Here is a 17,678-nt window from a genome sequence, read left to right as displayed (position 1 = left end):
CGCAGCCAGATATAGGGAGAACAAACATGGCACGTCGTTACTTCGGAACGGACGGCATTCGAGGCAAGGTCGGCGAAGGCCCGATCACGCCGGAATTCGTGTTGCGGCTCGGCTACGCGGCCGGCAAGGTGCTCGCGGGCGCCGATCAATGGGCGAAGACAGGTGCTCGCCCGACCGTGCTGATCGGCAAGGACACGCGGGTGTCGGGCTACATGCTCGAAGCCGCGCTCGAGTCGGGCTTTTCGGCGGCCGGCGTCGACGTGATGCTGGCCGGTCCGATGCCGACGCCCGGCATCGCCTATCTGACGCGCGCGCTGCGGCTTGCCGCGGGCGTCGTAATCAGCGCGTCGCACAACCCGTACTACGACAACGGCATCAAGTTCTTCTCGGCCGACGGCAACAAGCTGCCGGACGACGTCGAGGCGCAGATCGAGGAGCAGCTCGAGCTGCCGCTCGCGTGCGCGGCTTCCGAGCAATTGGGCAAGGCGCGCCGTCTCGACGACGCGGCCGGCCGCTACATCGAATTCTGCAAGAGCACGTTCCCGGCCGCGTACGACCTGCGCGGCATGAAGCTGGTCGTCGATTGCGCGCATGGCGCCGCGTACGACGTCGCGCCGCACGTGTTCCATGAGCTCGGCGCGGAAGTGATCCCGATCGGCGTCTCGCCGAACGGCTTCAATATCAACGACGGCGTCGGCGCGACCGCGCCGGATGCGCTGGTTCGCGCGGTGCGCGCGAACCACGCGGACCTCGGCATCGCGCTCGATGGCGACGCCGACCGTCTCCAGGTCGTCGACGAGTCGGGCCGCCTGTTCAACGGAGACGAGCTGCTGTACGTGCTGGTCAAGGACCGTATCGCGACCGCCGGCCATGTGGAAGGGGCGGTCGGCACGCTGATGACCAACATGGCGGTGGAGGTCGCGTTGCAGAGAGCCGGCGTCAAGTTCGTGCGCGCCGCGGTTGGCGATCGCTATGTGCTCGAACAGCTTCGCGAGCACGGCTGGCAGCTCGGCGCCGAAGGTTCGGGCCACATTCTGTCGCTCGATCGCCATTCGACCGGCGACGGCATCGTGTCCGCTCTGCTCGTGCTGGCGGCGATGCAGCGCAGCGGCAAATCGCTCGCGGATCTGCTCGACGGTGTCACGCTGTTCCCGCAGAAGCTGATCAACGTGCGCATGAAGCCCGGCGCGGACTGGAAGGGCAGCGATGCGATTCGTAGCGCGATCAAGGTGGCCGAAGGCGCGCTCGACGGCCGCGGTCGCGTACTGATCCGCGCGTCGGGTACCGAGCCGGTACTGCGCGTGATGGTAGAGGCGCAGAACGTCGCGGACGCGCTCGAGCATTCTGAAGCTATTGCCGAAGCCGTACGGGTAGCGACGGCCTGATCTGTTCCCGAACAGGCGGCGGGCGGTGGCGACCGCTTGCTGCCTGACGGTCGTTATGAAAAGGTTCAGCGAGCCTCGTGTCATACACGGCGTCGCCGGGCTTTACCCACAACAGATCCCTCGCCCCAGCCGCCAAAAGGTCGGCGCATCCCACACCAAATCGACCCTCCATACCGAGCGCAAACGTTCGCGCCTCGTCTTTTTCGTCTAACTTGAAACTTGCGATGCGGCGCGCATCGCTAGCGCGGTAATTCGCCGGCCTCCCGAACCTTTCAGCCGGTAATATGGCTGTCACATGCGATTCACGATCAGTCACGTTTTTGTCATAAAGAGACCCTAAGCTTCGCGGTGATCGAGTTTCCCGCTCACACCACACGCTCACACTCCCTTGGAGGTCTCATGAAATTGATGCAAACCGTGTTCGCTGGCGTCGCTGGCGCGCTTTTCGCAATCGCAGCGCAAGCCGCAGACATCACCGGCGCGGGCAGCACGTTCGCGGCACCGATTTACACGAAGTGGGCCGACGCTTATCAGAAGACCGGCGGCGGCAAGGTTAACTACCAAGGCATCGGTTCGTCGGGCGGCATCAAGCAGATCGAGGCGAAGACCGTCGATTTCGCTGGTTCGGACGCTCCGCTGAAGGACGACGAACTCGCGAAGCAAGGCCTGTTCCAATTCCCGACGGTGGTTGGCGGCGTGGTGCCGGCAGTCAACGTGCCGGGCGTGAAGCCGGGCGAACTGGTGCTGTCGGGTGAAGTGCTCGGCGACATCTACCTCGGCAAGATCAAGAAGTGGAATGACCCGGCAATCGTCGCGCTGAACTCGAAGGTCAAGCTGCCGGATCTGGACATTGCCGTGGTGCGCCGCGCCGACGGTTCGGGCACCAGCTTCATCTGGACGAACTACCTGTCGAAGGTCAACCCGGAATGGAAGACGAAGGTCGGCGAAGGTGCGACGGTCAACTGGCCGACCGGCACGGGCGGTAAGGGTAACGACGGCGTCGCGGCATTCGTGCAGCGTCTGCCGGGTTCGATCGGCTACGTCGAATGGGCGTACGCCAAGCAGAACCACATGAACTACGTCGCGCTGAAGAACGAAGCTGGCGCAGTGGTTCAGCCGCAGACCGAAACGTTCAAGGCAGCGGCGGCTGGCGCTGACTGGTCGAAGTCGTTCTACCAGATCCTGACGAACGAGCCGGGCAAGAACGCATGGCCGATCGTCGGCGCGACGTTCGTGCTGCTGCACACGACGCAGGAAAAGGCACCGCAAGGCGCCGAAACGCTGAAGTTCTTCGACTGGGCGTTCAAGAACGGCGGCCAGGCAGCGAACGATCTGGACTACATCTCGCTGCCGGAATCGGTCGTGTCGGAAATCCGCACGCAGTGGAAGCAGAAGGTCAAGGATTCGGCAGGCAAGACGCTCGCTGAGTAACAGGCGTAAGCTGGCGCGATAGATCTGAATCGCGCCCGCGCCGGGTAGCACCCCGGCCGTCCTCGTACGAGGACGGCCTGTGACTTTCCACGCGGCATGCGCCGCATGCATCACCGACCGCCCGACATGTGTCGTCCGGCAACTGGAAACAGGTCCATCAGGCTCTCATGTCCGATATTCATTTAGCGTCCGGCACGAGCCGGGCCACTCCGCCTGGCAGCGCGTCGCAGCAAAAAGCGCCTGGCCGCTCCGGCGATCTGATCTTCGGCGGCCTCGCACGCCTTTCCGCCATCGTCACGCTGCTGCTGCTCGGCGGCATCATCGTGTCCCTGATCATCGCCTCGATGCCGTCGATTCGCGAGTTCGGTCTCGCGTTCCTGTGGACGGCGGTGTGGGATCCACCCAGCAAGCAATTCGGCGCGCTCGTGCCGATCTACGGCACCCTCGCGACGTCGATCATCGCTCTGATCATCGCGGTGCCCGTCAGCTTCGGCATCGCACTGTTTCTGACTGAACTGTCGCCCGCATGGCTGCGTCGGCCGCTTGGCATCGCGATCGAACTGCTCGCCGCGATTCCGTCGATCGTGTACGGCATGTGGGGTCTGCTCGTGTTCGCACCGATCTTCGCGGTGTGGTTCCAGAAGCCGCTCGGTGCAGTGCTCGGCGGCATTCCGATCGTCGGTGCGCTGTTCTCGGGTCCGCCGATCGGCATCGGTATTCTGTGCGCGGGCGTGATCCTTGCGATCATGATCATCCCGTACATCGCCGCGGTCATGCGCGACGTGTTCGAAGTGACGCCGGTGCTGCTGAAGGAATCGGCCTACGGTATCGGCTGCACGACGTGGGAAGTGATGTGGAAGATCGTGCTGCCGTACACCAAAACCGGTGTGATCGGCGGCGTCATGCTCGGCCTCGGCCGCGCACTGGGTGAGACCATGGCGGTCACCTTCGTGATCGGCAACACCAATCTGCTCGACAATATTTCTCTGTTTTCGCCGGGCAACAGCATCACGTCGGCGCTCGCCAACGAGTTCGCCGAAGCGGACCCGGGGCTGCACACGTCGGCGCTGATGGAACTCGGCCTGATCCTTTTCGTGATTACCTTCATCGTGCTGGCGATTTCGAAAATCATGCTGCTGCGTCTCGAGAAAGGGGAGGGCGCGAAATGAGCGGGCCGTCCCTGAACATGCCGGGCTTGAAGGACCCCGCGACGCTCGAAGCGATGCGCGTGCGTCTGCAAGGGCGCCGTCGGATGACCAACGCGATCGCGCTGACGCTGTCGCTCGCGGCGATGGCCTTCGGCCTGCTGTGGCTCGTGTGGATTCTCTATACGACGCTGCATCTCGGCATCGGCGGCCTGTCGGTCGAACTGTTCACGCAGTCGACGCCGCCGCCGAACACCGATGGCGGCGGCCTCGCGAACGCGATCGTCGGCAGCCTGTTGCTGGTCGCGCTTGCGACCTTCGTCGGCACGCCGATCGGCATCATGGCGGGCGTCTATCTCGCCGAATACGGCCAGAAAGGCTGGCTTGCGAACCTCACGCGCTTCATCAACGACATCCTGCTGTCGGCGCCGTCGATCGTGATCGGTCTGTTCGTCTACGCGCTCGTGGTCGCAAAAATGGGCCACTTCAGCGGCTGGGCCGGTGTGCTCGCGCTGGCGCTGCTGCAGATCCCGATCGTGATCCGCACGACCGAAAACATGCTGAAGCTGGTGCCGAATGCGATGCGGGAAGCCGCATTCGCGCTCGGTACGCCGAAGTGGAAGATGGTGTTGTCGATCACGCTGAAGGCGTCGATCGCGGGCATCGTCACGGGTGTGCTGCTCGCTGTCGCGCGGATTGCCGGCGAAACCGCGCCGCTGCTCTTCACCGCGCTGTCGAATCAGTTCTTCTCGGTCGATATGGGCCAGCCGGTCGCGAACCTGCCGGTCACGATCTACAAGTTTGCGATGAGCCCGTTCGCGCAGTGGCAATCGCTCGCGTGGGCCGGCGTCTTCCTGATCACGCTCGCGGTGCTGGGACTGAATATCCTCGCGCGCACGATCTTCTCGAACAAGTAAGGGCGGAGTGAATCCGATGAACATGGCAGAAACCCAACTCAATCCGGTCGGGCGCGCAACCGCGCCCGCGGGCTCCGACCCCGAACACAGCGCTCATGCGCAAACGCCGTCGCGTCCGAAGATCGAGGTCAAGGATCTCAACTTCTTCTACGGCAAGTACCACGCGCTGAAGAACATCAATCTGCAGATTCCCGAAGGCAAGGTGACCGCGTTCATCGGCCCGTCTGGCTGCGGCAAGTCCACACTGCTGCGAACCTTCAACAAGATGTACGCGCTCTATCCGGAGCAGCGCGCGGAAGGCGAGATCGTGATGGACGGCGAAAACCTGCTGACCACGCGTCAGGACATTTCCCTGCTGCGTGCGCGCATCGGCATGGTGTTCCAGAAGCCGACGCCGTTCCCGATGTCGATCTACGACAACATCGCTTTCGGCGTGAAGATGTTCGAGAAGCTGCCGCGCTCGGAAATGGACGACCGCGTCGAATGGGCGTTGACCAAGGCGGCGCTGTGGAACGAAGTGAAGGACAAGCTCGGCCAGAGCGGCTACGGGTTGTCGGGCGGCCAGCAGCAGCGTCTGTGTATCGCGCGCGGTATTGCGATTCGCCCCGAGGTGCTGCTGCTCGACGAGCCGTGCTCGGCGCTCGACCCGATCTCGACCGGCCGTATCGAAGAGCTGATCGCTGAACTGAAGAGCGACTACACGGTCGTGATCGTCACGCACAACATGCAGCAGGCGGCCCGCTGTTCGGACTACACTGCCTATATGTACCTCGGTGAACTGATCGAATTCGGCGACACCGAAAAGATTTTCATCAAGCCGGTCCGCAAGGAAACCGAGGACTACATCACCGGCCGCTTCGGCTGATCCGCCGGGCAATACAACGGAGTACGACATGTCCGATAAACATCTGTCCAGCCAGTTCGACGCCGACCTGAACCTCGTTTCGTCGAAAGTGCTCGAAATGGGCGGCCTCGTCGAATCGCAGATCGTCAACGCGATGCAGGCGCTCAACGAATTCGACCTCGGTATTGCCGAGCAGGTCATTGCCACCGAAGACCGTCTGAACAAGATGGAAGTCGAGATCGACGAGGAGTGCAGCAACATCATCGCGCGCCGTCAGCCGGCCGCGCGCGATCTGCGTTTGCTGATCGCGATCTCGAAGACCATCACGAATCTCGAGCGCGCCGGCGACGAAGCCGAAAAGATCGCGAAGCGCACCAGGCGTCTGATGGAAGACGGCGCATCGCGCACCATCAACATCGCCGAGATCAAGCTGTCCGGCGAAATGGCGGTGTCGATCCTGCGCCGTGCGCTCGACGCGTTCGCGCGTCTGGACACGGTCGCCGCCGCGCAGATCGTGCGCGACGACAAGGCGATCGACGAAGAATTCCGCGCGTTCGTGCGCAAGCTGATTTCGTATATGACCGAAGATCCGCGTTCGATCTCGGTGGGCCTCGACTTCCTGTTCATCGCCAAGGCGATCGAGCGGATCGGCGACCACGCGAAGAACATCGCTGAATTCATCATCTACATCGTCAAGGGTACCGACGTGCGGCACCAGTCGCGCGACGCGCTCGAACGCGAAGCGCTCAGCTAATCCAGAGATAAGGAACAGAGGTGCCGATGCCCAGCAGCATTCTCGTCATTGAAGATGAGCCCGCCATTTCCGAACTGATTTCGGTCAATCTTCAACACGCCGGACACTGCCCGATTCGCGCGTACAACGCGGAGCAGGCGCACAACCTGATCAGCGACGTGCTACCCGATCTCGTGCTGCTCGACTGGATGTTGCCGGGCAAATCGGGCATTTCGTTCGCGCGCGATCTGCGCAACAACGAGCGTACGAAGCACATCCCGATCATCATGCTGACTGCGCGCGGCGACGAGCAGGACAAGGTGCTCGGCCTAGAAATCGGCGCCGACGACTACGTGACGAAGCCGTTCTCGCCGAAGGAACTGATGGCGCGCATCAAGGCGGTGCTACGCCGCCGCGCGCCACAGCTGACCGAAGACGTGGTCGCGATCAACGGCCTGAAGCTCGACCCGGCCACGCACCGCGTCGCGGCGCATGCGGAAGGCAGCGAGATCAAGCTCGATCTCGGCCCGACCGAATTCCGTCTGCTGCACTTCTTCATGACTCACCCGGAGCGCGTGCACAGCCGCACGCAACTGCTCGACCAGGTGTGGGGCGATCACGTGTTCGTCGAAGAGCGTACCGTCGACGTGCATATCAAGCGTCTGCGCGCGGCGCTCAAGCCGGCCGGGTGCGATGCTATGATTGAAACGGTACGCGGCAGCGGCTACCGGCTGGCGAAGAGCGCCTGATAGCCGTGGTCGGCGGCGCACTGCACTGCGTAGCTGTTGAGCCGCCGCACCTCCTTCCTGCGCTGTATTTTCTCTTCGATCGCTAGACCATGAACATCATCTGGGCGCGCTCCATCGTGTCGGTCGTGCTGCTTGCTGTTCTGTGCGCGGTGGTCGGCGCACTGGTGAACGTCAAGGCAGGGCTCGCTCTCGCCATCGCCATGCTGTTCGCACAGAGCGTCTTCAGCACCTTCCACAAGCAGCGTCTGTGGCGTCTGCTCGACGCGCCGGTGTACGGCGAAGTGCCGAGCGCCCCCGGCATCTGGGGCGAAATCTACTACCGTCTGCACAAGCTCGCGAAGCGCTGGCACGCCCAGGTGCGCCAGGTCGAGCAGCAGCATTCGCGGTTCATCCAGGCGATCCAGGCGTCGCCGAACGGCGTCGCGATGCTCGACGATCACGATCAGATCGAGTGGTGCAACGCGATTTCCGAAAGCCACTTCGGGCTCGATGCGAAGCGCGATCTGCGTCAGCACATCACGCATCTGGTGCGTCATCCGGATTTCGTGCGCTATCTGAATTCGCATCGGTACGAGGAAATGCTGATCATGCGCGGCATGGGCGACAAGCGCCAGAACGTGCTGTCGGTGCAGGTGTTTCCATATGGCGACAATCGCAAGCTGGTACTGTCGCAAGACATCACCGAACTCGAGCGCACCGATGCAATGCGGCGCGACTTCGTCGCCAACGTATCGCACGAACTGAAGACGCCGCTCACCGTGCTGTCCGGTTTTCTCGAGACGATGCGCGAGCTGCCGTTGGGCGAGGCCGAGCGCGCGCGATATCTCGACCTGATGGAGCAACAGGCATCGCGCATGCGTCATATCGTCAGCGATCTGCTGGTGCTCGCGACGCTCGAAGGCGACAACAAGCCGCCGAGCGATCAGATGATCGACATGCAGGCGGTATTGCGGCATCTGCACGACGACGCGCAGAGTCTGTCCAGCGATCATCACAAGATCGTCTTCGAAGCCGACGAAGCTTTGACCGTCACCGGCGTCGAAACCGAGATTCTCAGCGCGTTCGGCAACCTGGTGACGAACGCGATCCGCTATACGCCGGACGGCGGGTCGATCAAGGTCAACTGGCGTGCGCAGGGGGGCCATGCGGTGTTTTCGGTCACCGATAGCGGCCTCGGCATTCCGGCCGCCGATATCCCACGGCTCACCGAACGCTTCTATCGCGTCGATCGCAGCCGTTCGCGAGACACCGGCGGCACCGGGCTCGGTCTCGCGATCGTCAAGCACGTATTGCAGCGGCACGATGCGCAACTCGAAGTGAAGAGTGAAGAAGGGCGCGGCAGCACGTTCACGGTGCGCTTTCCGGTGTATCGGACCGCGCGCTGTCAAACCGCGCAGGTGTGAGTGCGGCAGTCGTCCTACCGCTCGACCCAAGAAAAAACCGCCTGAAACAGGCGGTTTTTTTATGCACGCGGATTGTGAGGTGCCCGCCGTCGCGGCGAGCACCCGCAACGCAGGCGCTACGAACAGAACTTTCCGAGCAGGCTCATCTGCGCATTGCGCGACGCCTTGCCCGGCCGGCGCCGGCGATAGTGACCGTCGCTTTGCATCAACCAGGCCGACTGGTTGTCGCCGAGAAACGCCGATAGCCCTTCCGCGATCACGCGCCGTTTCAGCCGGCGGTTGTTGACCGGGAATGCGACTTCGACGCGCCGGAACAGATTGCGATCCATCCAGTCGGCGCTCGACAGATACACCTGCTCCTTGCCGCCGTCGTAGAAGTAGTAGATGCGATGGTGTTCGAGAAAGCGCCCGACGATCGAGCGGACCGTGATGTTCTCGGAGAGCCCTTGCACGCCCGGCTGCAGCGAGCACACGCCGCGCACGATCAGATCGATCTTCACGCCGGCCTGCGCAGCTTCATACAGCTCGGCGATCACCGTCGGCTCGAGCAGCGCGTTCATCTTCGCGACGATGCGCGCCTTCTTGCCTGCTCGGGCATGCTCGGCTTCCTTGCGGATCGCTTCGACGAGCTTCGGATGCAGCGTAAACGGCGACTGCCACAACTCGTGCAGCTTCAGCTCGCCGCCGATGCCGGTCAGCTGCTGGAACACATGGTGCACATCCTCGCAGATATTTTGATCGGCGGTCATCAGGCCGAAGTCGCTATAGAGGCGTGCGGTGCGCGGGTGATAGTTGCCGGTGCCGAGGTGCGCGTAGCGCTTCAGGGTCGATTTGCCGCCCGCCGATACGCGTCGCACGATCAGCATCATCTTCGCGTGGCACTTGTGGCCGACCACGCCGTAGACCACATGCGCACCAACCGCTTCAAGCTGCGAGGCCCAGTTGATGTTGGTTTCCTCGTCAAAGCGCGCGAGCAGCTCGACGACCACCGTGACTTCCTTGCCGTTGCGCGCGGCCTGCATCAGCGCGTCCATCAGCGGCGAGTCGGTGCCGGTGCGATAGATGGTCTGCTTGATCGCGACCACGTGCGGGTCCTTGGCCGCCTGCAGCAGCAGCTCGAGCACCGGCTGGAAGCTCTCGTACGGATGATGCAGCAGCACGTCGCCCTGATCGATCACGTCGAACATGCTCGCGCTGTTGGCGATCTGCGTCGGCGTCGACGGAATATGCGGCACGAACTTCAGATCCGGCCGGTCGACCATCTCCGGCAGCTGCATCAGCCGCACCAGATTGACGGGGCCGTTCACGTAGTAGCAGTCCTTGTTTGACAGGCCGCTTTCGTCGAGCAGACGCCGCACCACGTGCGCGGGCGTTTCCGCCGACACTTCGAGCCGCACCGCGTTACCCAGATGCCGCGCCGGCAGTTCGCCCTGCAACGCGACGCGCAGATTGGTGATTTCGTCTTCGTCGACGAACAGTTCGCTATTGCGTGTGATGCGGAACTGATTGCAGCTGCGCACGACCAGGTTCGGAAACAGCTCGCCGACGAAGCGTTGCAACAGCGAGCTCAGCAGCACGAAGCCATGCGGATAGCCCGACAGTTCCTGCGGCATGCGCACGAGCCGCGGCAGCGCCCGCGGTGCCTGCACGATGCCCATCATCGCCTGGCGGCCGAATGCATCCTTGCCTTCGAGTTCGACGACGAAGTTCAGGCTCTTGTTCAGCACGCGCGGAAACGGATGGGCGGGATCGAGACCGATCGGCGTCAACACCGGCAGCAGTTCGTCGAAGAAGTAGTTGCGCGCCCATTCGGTCTGCGCGTCGCTCCATGCTTCGGTGCCGTGGAAATAGATGCCTTCCTGCTCGAGCGCGCTGAGCACCGTGTCGTGCAGCATCGTGTACTGGCGATGCACGAGCTTCTGCGCACGTTCGACCACGAGGTCGTACACGTGCTGCAGCGACATGCCGTCTGGCGACAATGCGCCGGGATTGTCGCGCATCTGTTCCTGAAGCCCGGCCATGCGGACTTCGAAGAATTCGTCGAGATTGCTGCTGGTGATGCAGATAAAGCGGAGACGTTCGAGCAAGGGAACGGCGGGATCGGCGGCTTGCGCCAACACGCGCTCGTTGAAACCCAGAATGCCCAGCTCGCGATTCAATAAGGGATAGCGGACGGACATCGGTGGCGAGATTGGAATGTCTGAAATGGCGACGGAAAGACGCTCGGAAATTCTCACGATTTGATGACGTCCTGATGACATCGGCGGTGTTTTGAACATTTTATGCCGCAATCGTCGCCTGTCGTCAATATGACGCGTTACCTATGCGACGATACCGAACTCCCTGCGCCGCGAGGTGACACCGTGAAGGCTGCTACGCTTAGAATGGCGTCTTTGAACAGTGCGGCCGGCCGCGACGCGCACCATGCGTCGAAGGCGCCGGGCAGGCGGGTGACGCTGCCAGCGTCCGCCGCCACGCCCGCGGCCGCAGCCGCCGCGCTCGCGCGCATGGAGTACGCTTACCCGATGGTCAATATCCCTCATCTCCTCGCCGCCGTGGATCTCGGTTCGAACAGCTTCCGGCTCATCGTGGGCCGGGTCGAGGAAACCGACGCGGGCAGCCAGATCTATCAGGTCGACGCCTTGCGCGAGCCGGTGCGGCTCGCGGCCGGGCTATCGAGCGACAAGATGCTCGATCGCGCCTCGCAGGTGCGTGGCTGGGATGCGTTGAAGCGCTTCGGCGAGCGTCTGCGCGATTTTCACCCCGACCACGTGCGCGCGGTCGCGACCAATACGCTGCGCATCGCGAAGAATGCGGGCGAGTTTCTCGGCGAGGCGCAGGCGGCGCTCGGTTTTCCGATCGAAGTGATCGCGGGGCGCGAGGAAGCGCGCCTGATTTATGCTGGCGCCGCGCACTCGGTGCCGGCGAGCGCGGGCAAGCGGCTCGTCGTCGATATCGGCGGTGGTTCGACGGAATTCATCATCGGCTCGCACTACACGCCGATCAAGATGGAGAGCCTGTATATCGGCTGCGTGAGCCATAGCCGCACGTTTTTCCCGGCCGGCAACGTCGACGAATACACGATGCGCCAGGCCGAGCTCGCCGCGCGCCGCGAAATCCAGATCATTTCCGCCGAATACAAGAAGACCGGCTGGGAGCAGGCGATCGGCTCGTCGGGCACCGCGCGAGCGCTCGCCGAGCTGGTCGAGGCGAACAATTTCAACGATGCCGGCGTCACGCACGGCATTTCGCGCGGCGGCCTCGAGCGGCTCAAGCGCGCGCTGATCAAGGCCGAAAACGTCAACCGGCTGAAACTGATCGCGCTGAAGAGCGATCGCGTGCCGGTGCTCGCGGGCGGCCTGTCGATCATGATCGCGGTGTTCGACGAACTGGGCGTCGATTATGTCGACACCACCGACGGCGCGCTGCGTCTCGGCGTCATGTACGACCTGCTCGGCCGTTCGCAGCACGAGGACATGCGTACGGTGACGGTCGGGGGCTTCATGCGCCGCTATGGCGTCGATCGTGCGCAGGCGGGGCGTATCAGCGATCTGTCGACGAGCTTTTACGATCAGTTCATCGAACCGGACGAAGAGCGCCGCGCGGAGAACCGCATGTTCATCGGCTGGGCGGCGTCGCTGCACGAAATCGGGCTGTCGATCTCGCATAGCGCTTATCACAAGCATTCGGCGTATATCGCAAGCAACGCCGACATGCCGGGCTTTTCGCGCACCGACCAGGCACGCCTCGCCGCACTCGTGCTCGGCCATGCGGGCAAGCTCGGCAAGCTGTCGCAGACGCGCGACGTCGAATGGCCGCTTCTGTTCTGCTTGAGGCTCGCGGCGTTGCTGTGCCGTCGACGCGCGGACGTCGGCCTGCCGGGTATCACGGTTGCTCAGGCGAACGGCGGTTACGAGGTGCGTTTGCCGAACGAGTGGGTCGCCAACAATCCGTTGACGGACTACAGCCTGATCCAGGAAGCAGCGGAGTGGGAAAAAGTCGGGATTCCGTATCGCGTGGTTTATACGGACGATTGACGCGACGCTGATCGACGCGTGCTTCGATTCGAAGCGTGCACAAAAAAAGCCCTGCAAATGCAGGGCTTTTTCGTTTCCTGGTGATTCAGCTTATCGCGGCAACGCATCGCCGAGGAAGTGCCGCGCGTAACGTGCGTTGATATCGGACAGGCGGAACAGCGTCAGAAAGTCCGCGGTATTGAAGTCGGGGTCCCACGCCGGTGCGCCGCAAATCTTCGCACCGAGACGCAAGTAGCCCTTCACGAGCGGCGGCGGCGCGACGGCGGCGCCCGTCTGCAGGTCGTCGACCGGCAGCGGCGTATGCGGGAACGCGCGATATTCGGGCGCGGTCAGCGCGTTGTCGCGCAGCGAGCAATACAGGTTCGCCGCATAGTGGCCGCCGTCGGCCATCGCGACGCTCGCGCAGCCGAGCATCGTCTCGTAGCCGTTGTGCTTCATGTACGCGCCGAGCCCTGCCCACAGCGACATGATCACCGAGCCGCTGCGATAGTCGGGATGCACGCACGAGCGGCCGACCTCGACCATCTTCGCGCGCAGATGCGTGAGACGCGACACGTCGAACTCGCTTTCCGCATACAGACGGCCGATGCGCGCGGCCTGATGCGGCGGTAACGCGCGATACGTACCGACTACTTTCAACGTGTCGAGATCGCGTACCAGCAAGTGATCGCAGTACGAATCGAATGCATCGACGTCGAGGCCTGCGGGGCCGCTGAGGCGCGCGCCCATTTCGTCGGCGAAGACGCGATAGCGTAGACGCTGCGCTTCACGCAGCTCTTCGTCGGTACGCGCCCACGACACTTGCAGGCGATGCTGCGCGGTGACCGTTTCCTCGGCGCGCGGCAGACGGCGCGGTTCGAAAAGCGAGGCGAAGGGCAGGGTGGGCGTCGGCAGTTCTCGCATTGGCTTTCCTGGTCGAAAAGAGGGAGGATTTCTTTTTTCGCCAATGTAGTAATGCGCGGTGACGCTCGCATGGCAAAGCTGTGACGATTGGATGACTGCCCGTAAGCCCTCGCGTCGCGCGCCGCGCGCGTTCAGATCAGATCGGGACTGATGGCGGCGCGCAACACTGCTTCTTCTTCGCCGTTGCGCTCGCGGCTTTCGATCCACCAGATGCCCGCTTTTTTCAGCGGCCAGCTCGCGCGGCTGTCACCGAGCAGTTGCGCGGCGACGTGGCCGAGCGTCGGTTGATGGCCGACGATCACCACGGTCTGCGCGATGCCGCCGGGCCAGCCGGCCGCTTCGAGGACGTCGTTCGCGCTCGCGTTCGGCGCGAGTTCGCGCACGACGCGATAGTGGTCGCTCAATGTCTCGGCGGTCTGGATCGTGCGCACGGCGGGGCTCGCGAGTACGACCGCGTCCTCGGGTAAGCGGGCGCGCAGCCATTTCGCGGCGCTCTGTGCCTGCTTGCGGCCGCGCGTGGTGAGCGCGCGAGAGAGATCGCTCGCGGCGACATCTTCTGCTTCGGCGTGACGCCAGAGGATCAGATCCATGGGAGTCTCCTTTTGAGCGGCTTGGGAAGGCGTTGCGGCGGGTTTGCGCGTCATCGTAGCGAGGTACGTGCGCAAGCACTGTCGCATGCACGGGCGATGACTTGCAAGGCGAGTGCCTGACGGATTGGCTGTCGGCGTCCAGGCGAACGCGAGCCAAAAAGCAAAAAACCCGCGAAGCGCGGAGGCTTCGCGGGTTTCGACTTGCTTTTCGTGGTCGGAGCGAAAGGATTCGAACCTTCGACCCTCTGATCCCAAATCAGATGCGCTACCAGGCTGCGCTACGCTCCGACGAATCCGAGAGTATAGGGGGTACGGACAGGAGCGTCAATCCCTTGGCTTGCGCTGACTCGGCGGTGAGCTATATGCGTCCCATCAACAGCAGAATGATCACGACGATCAGCACGATGCCGACGAGGCCGGTCGGTCGATAGCCCCAGCCGCTGCTATACGGCCAGCTTGGCAATGCGCCGATCAACAGCAGAATGAGCACGATTAGCAGGATGGTTCCGACGGTCATGGCGTTCTCCTTTTCGACGGGCAGCGAAATCGCTGGCCGCATCGTCACGCTGGTTTGGCGCATGCGCGCCGCGACAATCGACGCGCTATCGCGCATCTGTTGCTGGATCGGAACCCGCAAGGCACGTGCCCATCACCGATGAAGATCGATGCGGCGAGGCCTTGGACGAAGTCGAAAAAGGAGAGAGTGGCGCGCGCAGCGTCACCGTTTGATGTATGTATGCCCAACGAACTGAAAAGGCGTTGCGCACGTCCAGCGGACGACGACACGCGCGGCGCATGCATGCGCCGCAACGGCGGTCATCGCGTCATTTAGCGGACGCGCAACTGAGGCGCCGCGACATGCCGGTGCCGCGACTTGAAGCGCTTCGGTCCGAGTCGAAGATCCCCCTGCATCAATGCCTTGGACGCCTCCAATGCGGCATATGCAGATGCTGATGCGTCCAGTGGTGCAGCATGCCCTCGCCGTCATGTTCTCGCCGGTACGTCCGCGACTCGAAAATCGACAACGCCACCAGCACGAGCAGGCCTATTGCGAGCCCGACCAGGCCCGCGATCGATTCACCGTCCATGGCAGTCTCCCGGTAGGTTCAGCCATGAAGCCATAGTAGCGCAGGTCCGGCGAAATCTCACGAATTGGAACGAGCGAGGCACGAGCGCGACTGACGGCGTCGCGGAATGCCCTTTGCGGGTAGACTCTCGGCGCACCGGCGGACGTCCGCCATCCCTTTGTCCCGGAGACGATTGCAAAATGACCCGTGTTCTGACTGTTGCCTTGCTGTTGTGCGCCGGCGTCGCCGGCTGTGCGGACAATCCGTCCGCGCATCGCGGCAGCCCGCCACATGATCCCGCCGACTACCACGGCGTGCCCACCGACGATCGGCCGCCCGCGATGGTGCCGGCGCCCGTTGCAAAGTGAGCGCTCGTTGAAGTGAAAACGATCGGGAAAGGGCGGGACGCGGAAAGCGAAGCGCCGGCGCGGGCACGCCGGCACTTCTGACCCGTGCCGACTTTTCGCGCGGAGAGCACGGGCTGAGTGCATTCCAGGACGCGCTCGTTATGCGATATGTATGCGCTTGTTTCAAGCCGTAACGTTCTGTCGTCCGCCGAACAGCGCCGCGCCGCACCGCATCAGGCCGCCGCAATCCCCCGCGACACGCCCGGCAGGTAACGCGCTAGCGTTGCGCCGCGCGTGGCCATGAAGATCAGCAACGCGATCCACAGCCCGTGATTGCCGTGCCACGCGAGCAATGTCGACGACGCCGCCACGAATACCGCGAGCGACACCACCATTGCCATCATCAGTTCGCGCGTGCGCGTCGCGCCGATGAACACGCCATCGAGCAGGAAGCCCCACACCGAAATGACCGGCGACAGCGCCGCCCACGGCAGATAGGTTTCGGCCGCGGCGCGCACCGCGGCCTGATCGGTCAGCCGTTCAATCATCCATGCGCCCGCGCCCCAGTACACGAACGAGAACCCGAGCGCGCCGAGCGCCGACCACAGCGCGGTGACCTTGACCGCCTGCGCGAACGCGTGACGATCGCGCGCGCCGATCGCCGCGCCGACCAGCGCCTCGGCCGCGTGCGCGAAGCCGTCGAGCCCGTACGCCATGAAGGTCTGGAAATTGAGCAGCAATGCATTAGCGGCGAGCGTCGCGTCGCCTTGCCGGGCGCCCAGATGTGCAAACCAGCCGAACGACGACAGCAGACACAGCGTGCGCACGAAGATGTCGCGATTCAGCACGACGAGCCGCTTCAACGCGGCGGCGTCGAACAAGGCGGCGTGATTCAGCGCGGGAAGGCCGCGCGGCCTGCCGTGCCACAGCAGCGCGAGGCCGAGCGCGAAGCCGAGTGCGTCGGCGGTCGCGGTCGCCGCGCCGATGCCGGCCACGCCCCAATGAAACGCGTACACGTACAGCAGCACCGCGACGATGTTCACACTGTTGATGAACACCTGCGACAGCAACGCGAGCCGCACCCGCTGCGTGCCGAGTAGCCAGCCCAGCACCACGTAGTTGCCGAGCGCGAGCGGTGCGGCCCAGATCCGCGCGTGGCAATAAACCTGCGCGTGCCGCTGCACGGCGTCGCTGCCGCCGATCGCCCGCAGCGCGTAGTCGATCAGCGGTTGCTGCACGAGCAGCACCAGCGCGCCGATCGCGACCGCCATCAGCAGTGCGCGCACGACGCTGTTGCGCAGCTCGTCGCCGTGGCCCGCCCCGTGCGCCTGCGCGACGAGGCCGGTCGTGCCCATGCGCAGGAAGCCGAAGCCCCAGAACACGAAATTGAAGAAGAGCCCGCCGAGCGCGACGCCGCCGAGGTACGAGGCGCTGTCCAGATGACCTGCGACGGCGGTATCGACCGCGCCGAGGATCGGCTGCGTCAGATTCGCGAGGACGATCGGGAACGCGAGCCCGAGCACCCGGCGATGCCAGCCCACCGGCAGCGCGGGCGCGCTGGCGGCTTGCACGGCAATCTCGGAAGGCGCGGCGGGGGGCATACCGGCGTCGGGTGTCCCGGCGTCGGGCGTACCGGCGTCGGGCATCCTCGCGTCGCTCAAGAGCGCTCCTGCACGCAGACCCACGGCGAAACGACGACCGCCCACAGCTCTGGGTCGCGCGCGGCGAAATCGGCGGCCGTCTCCGACTGCACGCGCTCGACGAGGCCGGAAGACAACCATTGGGCGACCTGGGTGGTGTCGTCGTTGGCGATCGCTTCGGCGACGCTCACGAGATCCAGGTCGCGCGCGACGTGCAGCAGGATGCCGCGCGCAAAGAAACGTTCGAGCTCGCTCCAGCCGATCTTGGCAGTTTCGCCGAGCAGCTTCGCATATAGGGGGCTTTGGGGGGCGTCGTTGGAAGTCATCGTAGGGGGGGTCGGACGGGGCCGTCACTATAAACTATTGGCGCGCACCGGCGGGCCGCGTGGCGGCCTCGCGCAACGCGCCGGGCGGCCTTTTATGCATCGCCGGACTGAGTCGGATTCTGAACCTGGTTGCCGGCGGATTCAACGACGACGGCGCACGA

The 17,678-nt window shown here is 63.8% G+C and carries 17 protein-coding genes and 1 tRNA gene; 10 read left to right on the top strand and 8 right to left on the bottom strand.

Annotated features, from left to right (window positions below):
- Positions 1 to 26: 26 nt before the first annotated feature.
- The 8 genes from glmM to phoR all read left to right on the top strand — a co-directional run bounded on the left by glmM (position 27) and on the right by phoR (position 8,607).
- On the top strand, positions 27 to 1,385 hold the full coding sequence (glmM, locus tag BC1002_RS10435; protein WP_013090006.1) for a phosphoglucosamine mutase: 1,359 nt from the start codon (positions 27 to 29) through the stop codon (positions 1,383 to 1,385).
- Positions 1,386 to 1,784: 399 nt separating this feature from the next.
- Positions 1,785 to 2,816, top strand: a complete 1,032-nt coding sequence (pstS, locus tag BC1002_RS10430) for a phosphate ABC transporter substrate-binding protein PstS (protein ID WP_013090005.1) — start codon at positions 1,785 to 1,787, stop codon at positions 2,814 to 2,816.
- A 167-nt stretch (positions 2,817 to 2,983) separates the two neighbouring features.
- A complete protein-coding gene (gene pstC / locus BC1002_RS10425) occupies positions 2,984 to 3,985 on the top strand; it encodes a phosphate ABC transporter permease PstC (RefSeq protein ID WP_013090004.1) in 1,002 nt (333 codons plus the stop codon).
- On the top strand, positions 3,982 to 4,878 hold the full coding sequence (pstA, locus tag BC1002_RS10420) for a phosphate ABC transporter permease PstA (protein WP_013090003.1): 897 nt from the start codon (positions 3,982 to 3,984) through the stop codon (positions 4,876 to 4,878). The genes pstC and pstA overlap by 4 nt, the downstream gene beginning before the upstream one ends.
- 16 nt (positions 4,879 to 4,894) lie before the next feature.
- On the top strand, positions 4,895 to 5,743 hold the full coding sequence (gene pstB / locus BC1002_RS10415) for a phosphate ABC transporter ATP-binding protein PstB (protein WP_013090002.1): 849 nt from the start codon (positions 4,895 to 4,897) through the stop codon (positions 5,741 to 5,743).
- A gap of 28 nt (positions 5,744 to 5,771) precedes the next feature.
- Entirely contained in the window at positions 5,772 to 6,476 is a 705-nt protein-coding gene (gene phoU, locus BC1002_RS10410) for a phosphate signaling complex protein PhoU (protein ID WP_013090001.1), read from the top strand.
- A 26-nt stretch (positions 6,477 to 6,502) separates the two neighbouring features.
- On the top strand, positions 6,503 to 7,204 hold the full coding sequence (phoB, locus tag BC1002_RS10405; RefSeq protein WP_008922879.1) for a phosphate regulon transcriptional regulator PhoB: 702 nt from the start codon (positions 6,503 to 6,505) through the stop codon (positions 7,202 to 7,204).
- Positions 7,205 to 7,293: 89 nt separating this feature from the next.
- Positions 7,294 to 8,607 (top strand): phosphate regulon sensor histidine kinase PhoR, encoded by a 1,314-nt coding sequence (gene phoR / locus BC1002_RS10400; protein ID WP_013090000.1) that lies wholly within the window; start codon positions 7,294 to 7,296, stop codon positions 8,605 to 8,607.
- A gap of 116 nt (positions 8,608 to 8,723) precedes the next feature.
- Here the strand turns inward: phoR and ppk1 are convergent, their stop codons facing one another.
- A complete protein-coding gene (gene ppk1, locus BC1002_RS10395; protein ID WP_013089999.1) occupies positions 8,724 to 10,787 on the bottom strand; it encodes a polyphosphate kinase 1 in 2,064 nt (687 codons plus the stop codon).
- Between the two features lie 204 nt (positions 10,788 to 10,991).
- Between ppk1 and ppx the strand changes: the two genes are divergently transcribed.
- Positions 10,992 to 12,644 carry an exopolyphosphatase gene (ppx, locus tag BC1002_RS10390; RefSeq protein WP_041734671.1) on the top strand — a complete coding sequence of 551 codons (1,653 nt, stop codon included), beginning with the start codon at positions 10,992 to 10,994 and terminating at the stop codon, positions 12,642 to 12,644.
- Positions 12,645 to 12,734: 90 nt separating this feature from the next.
- Here ppx and BC1002_RS10385 read toward each other — a convergent pair whose 3' ends face one another.
- The 5 genes from BC1002_RS10385 to BC1002_RS38415 form a co-directional block, all read right to left on the bottom strand.
- Positions 12,735 to 13,547, bottom strand: a complete 813-nt coding sequence (locus tag BC1002_RS10385) for a GNAT family N-acetyltransferase (RefSeq protein ID WP_013089997.1) — start codon at positions 13,545 to 13,547, stop codon at positions 12,735 to 12,737.
- Positions 13,548 to 13,678: 131 nt separating this feature from the next.
- Positions 13,679 to 14,137 carry a SixA phosphatase family protein gene (locus tag BC1002_RS10380; protein WP_013089996.1) on the bottom strand — a complete coding sequence of 153 codons (459 nt, stop codon included), beginning with the start codon at positions 14,135 to 14,137 and terminating at the stop codon, positions 13,679 to 13,681.
- Between the two features lie 211 nt (positions 14,138 to 14,348).
- Positions 14,349 to 14,425: transfer RNA gene (locus tag BC1002_RS10375), tRNA-Pro, on the bottom strand.
- Between the two features lie 70 nt (positions 14,426 to 14,495).
- The gene (locus BC1002_RS36195) at positions 14,496 to 14,654 is read right to left on the bottom strand and encodes a DUF3309 family protein (protein WP_013089995.1); all 159 of its coding nucleotides are present in this window, start codon (positions 14,652 to 14,654) and stop codon (positions 14,496 to 14,498) included.
- Positions 14,655 to 15,048: 394 nt separating this feature from the next.
- Complete coding sequence (locus tag BC1002_RS38415; RefSeq protein ID WP_013089994.1) at positions 15,049 to 15,225, bottom strand: hypothetical protein; 177 nt, start codon at positions 15,223 to 15,225, stop codon at positions 15,049 to 15,051.
- 179 nt (positions 15,226 to 15,404) lie between these two features.
- On the opposite strand from BC1002_RS38415, the gene BC1002_RS38410 reads away from it, so the two are divergent.
- Complete coding sequence (locus BC1002_RS38410; RefSeq protein WP_013089993.1) at positions 15,405 to 15,572, top strand: hypothetical protein; 168 nt, start codon at positions 15,405 to 15,407, stop codon at positions 15,570 to 15,572.
- 212 nt (positions 15,573 to 15,784) lie between these two features.
- On the opposite strand, the gene BC1002_RS10365 is transcribed toward BC1002_RS38410, so the two are convergent.
- On the bottom strand, positions 15,785 to 17,152 hold the full coding sequence (locus BC1002_RS10365) for an MATE family efflux transporter (RefSeq protein ID WP_041734669.1): 1,368 nt from the start codon (positions 17,150 to 17,152) through the stop codon (positions 15,785 to 15,787).
- Positions 17,153 to 17,208: 56 nt separating this feature from the next.
- Positions 17,209 to 17,517, bottom strand: coding sequence for a DUF2288 domain-containing protein (locus BC1002_RS10360; RefSeq protein WP_013089991.1), 309 nt, complete (start codon positions 17,515 to 17,517; stop codon positions 17,209 to 17,211).
- Between the last annotated feature and the right edge of the window lie 161 nt (positions 17,518 to 17,678).

It is taken from the genome of Paraburkholderia atlantica (genome assembly GCF_000092885.1).
GTDB lineage: Bacteria > Pseudomonadota > Gammaproteobacteria > Burkholderiales > Burkholderiaceae > Paraburkholderia > Paraburkholderia atlantica.
This window is presented reverse-complemented; position numbering and strand designations above follow the sequence as displayed.

Coding starts and splice junctions, on each gene's coding strand:
- glmM (WP_013090006.1), top strand. CDS start 27: ATGGCACGTCGTTACTTCGGAACGGACGGCATTCGAGGCAAGGTCGGC.
- pstS (WP_013090005.1), top strand. CDS start 1,785: ATGAAATTGATGCAAACCGTGTTCGCTGGCGTCGCTGGCGCGCTTTTC.
- pstC (WP_013090004.1), top strand. CDS start 2,984: ATGTCCGATATTCATTTAGCGTCCGGCACGAGCCGGGCCACTCCGCCT.
- pstA (WP_013090003.1), top strand. CDS start 3,982: ATGAGCGGGCCGTCCCTGAACATGCCGGGCTTGAAGGACCCCGCGACG.
- pstB (WP_013090002.1), top strand. CDS start 4,895: ATGAACATGGCAGAAACCCAACTCAATCCGGTCGGGCGCGCAACCGCG.
- phoU (WP_013090001.1), top strand. CDS start 5,772: ATGTCCGATAAACATCTGTCCAGCCAGTTCGACGCCGACCTGAACCTC.
- phoB (WP_008922879.1), top strand. CDS start 6,503: ATGCCCAGCAGCATTCTCGTCATTGAAGATGAGCCCGCCATTTCCGAA.
- phoR (WP_013090000.1), top strand. CDS start 7,294: ATGAACATCATCTGGGCGCGCTCCATCGTGTCGGTCGTGCTGCTTGCT.
- ppk1 (WP_013089999.1), bottom strand. CDS start 10,787: ATGTCCGTCCGCTATCCCTTATTGAATCGCGAGCTGGGCATTCTGGGT.
- ppx (WP_041734671.1), top strand. CDS start 10,992: ATGGCGTCTTTGAACAGTGCGGCCGGCCGCGACGCGCACCATGCGTCG.
- BC1002_RS10385 (WP_013089997.1), bottom strand. CDS start 13,547: ATGCGAGAACTGCCGACGCCCACCCTGCCCTTCGCCTCGCTTTTCGAA.
- BC1002_RS10380 (WP_013089996.1), bottom strand. CDS start 14,137: ATGGATCTGATCCTCTGGCGTCACGCCGAAGCAGAAGATGTCGCCGCG.
- BC1002_RS36195 (WP_013089995.1), bottom strand. CDS start 14,654: ATGACCGTCGGAACCATCCTGCTAATCGTGCTCATTCTGCTGTTGATC.
- BC1002_RS38415 (WP_013089994.1), bottom strand. CDS start 15,225: ATGGACGGTGAATCGATCGCGGGCCTGGTCGGGCTCGCAATAGGCCTG.
- BC1002_RS38410 (WP_013089993.1), top strand. CDS start 15,405: ATGACCCGTGTTCTGACTGTTGCCTTGCTGTTGTGCGCCGGCGTCGCC.
- BC1002_RS10365 (WP_041734669.1), bottom strand. CDS start 17,152: ATGCCCCCCGCCGCGCCTTCCGAGATTGCCGTGCAAGCCGCCAGCGCG.
- BC1002_RS10360 (WP_013089991.1), bottom strand. CDS start 17,517: ATGACTTCCAACGACGCCCCCCAAAGCCCCCTATATGCGAAGCTGCTC.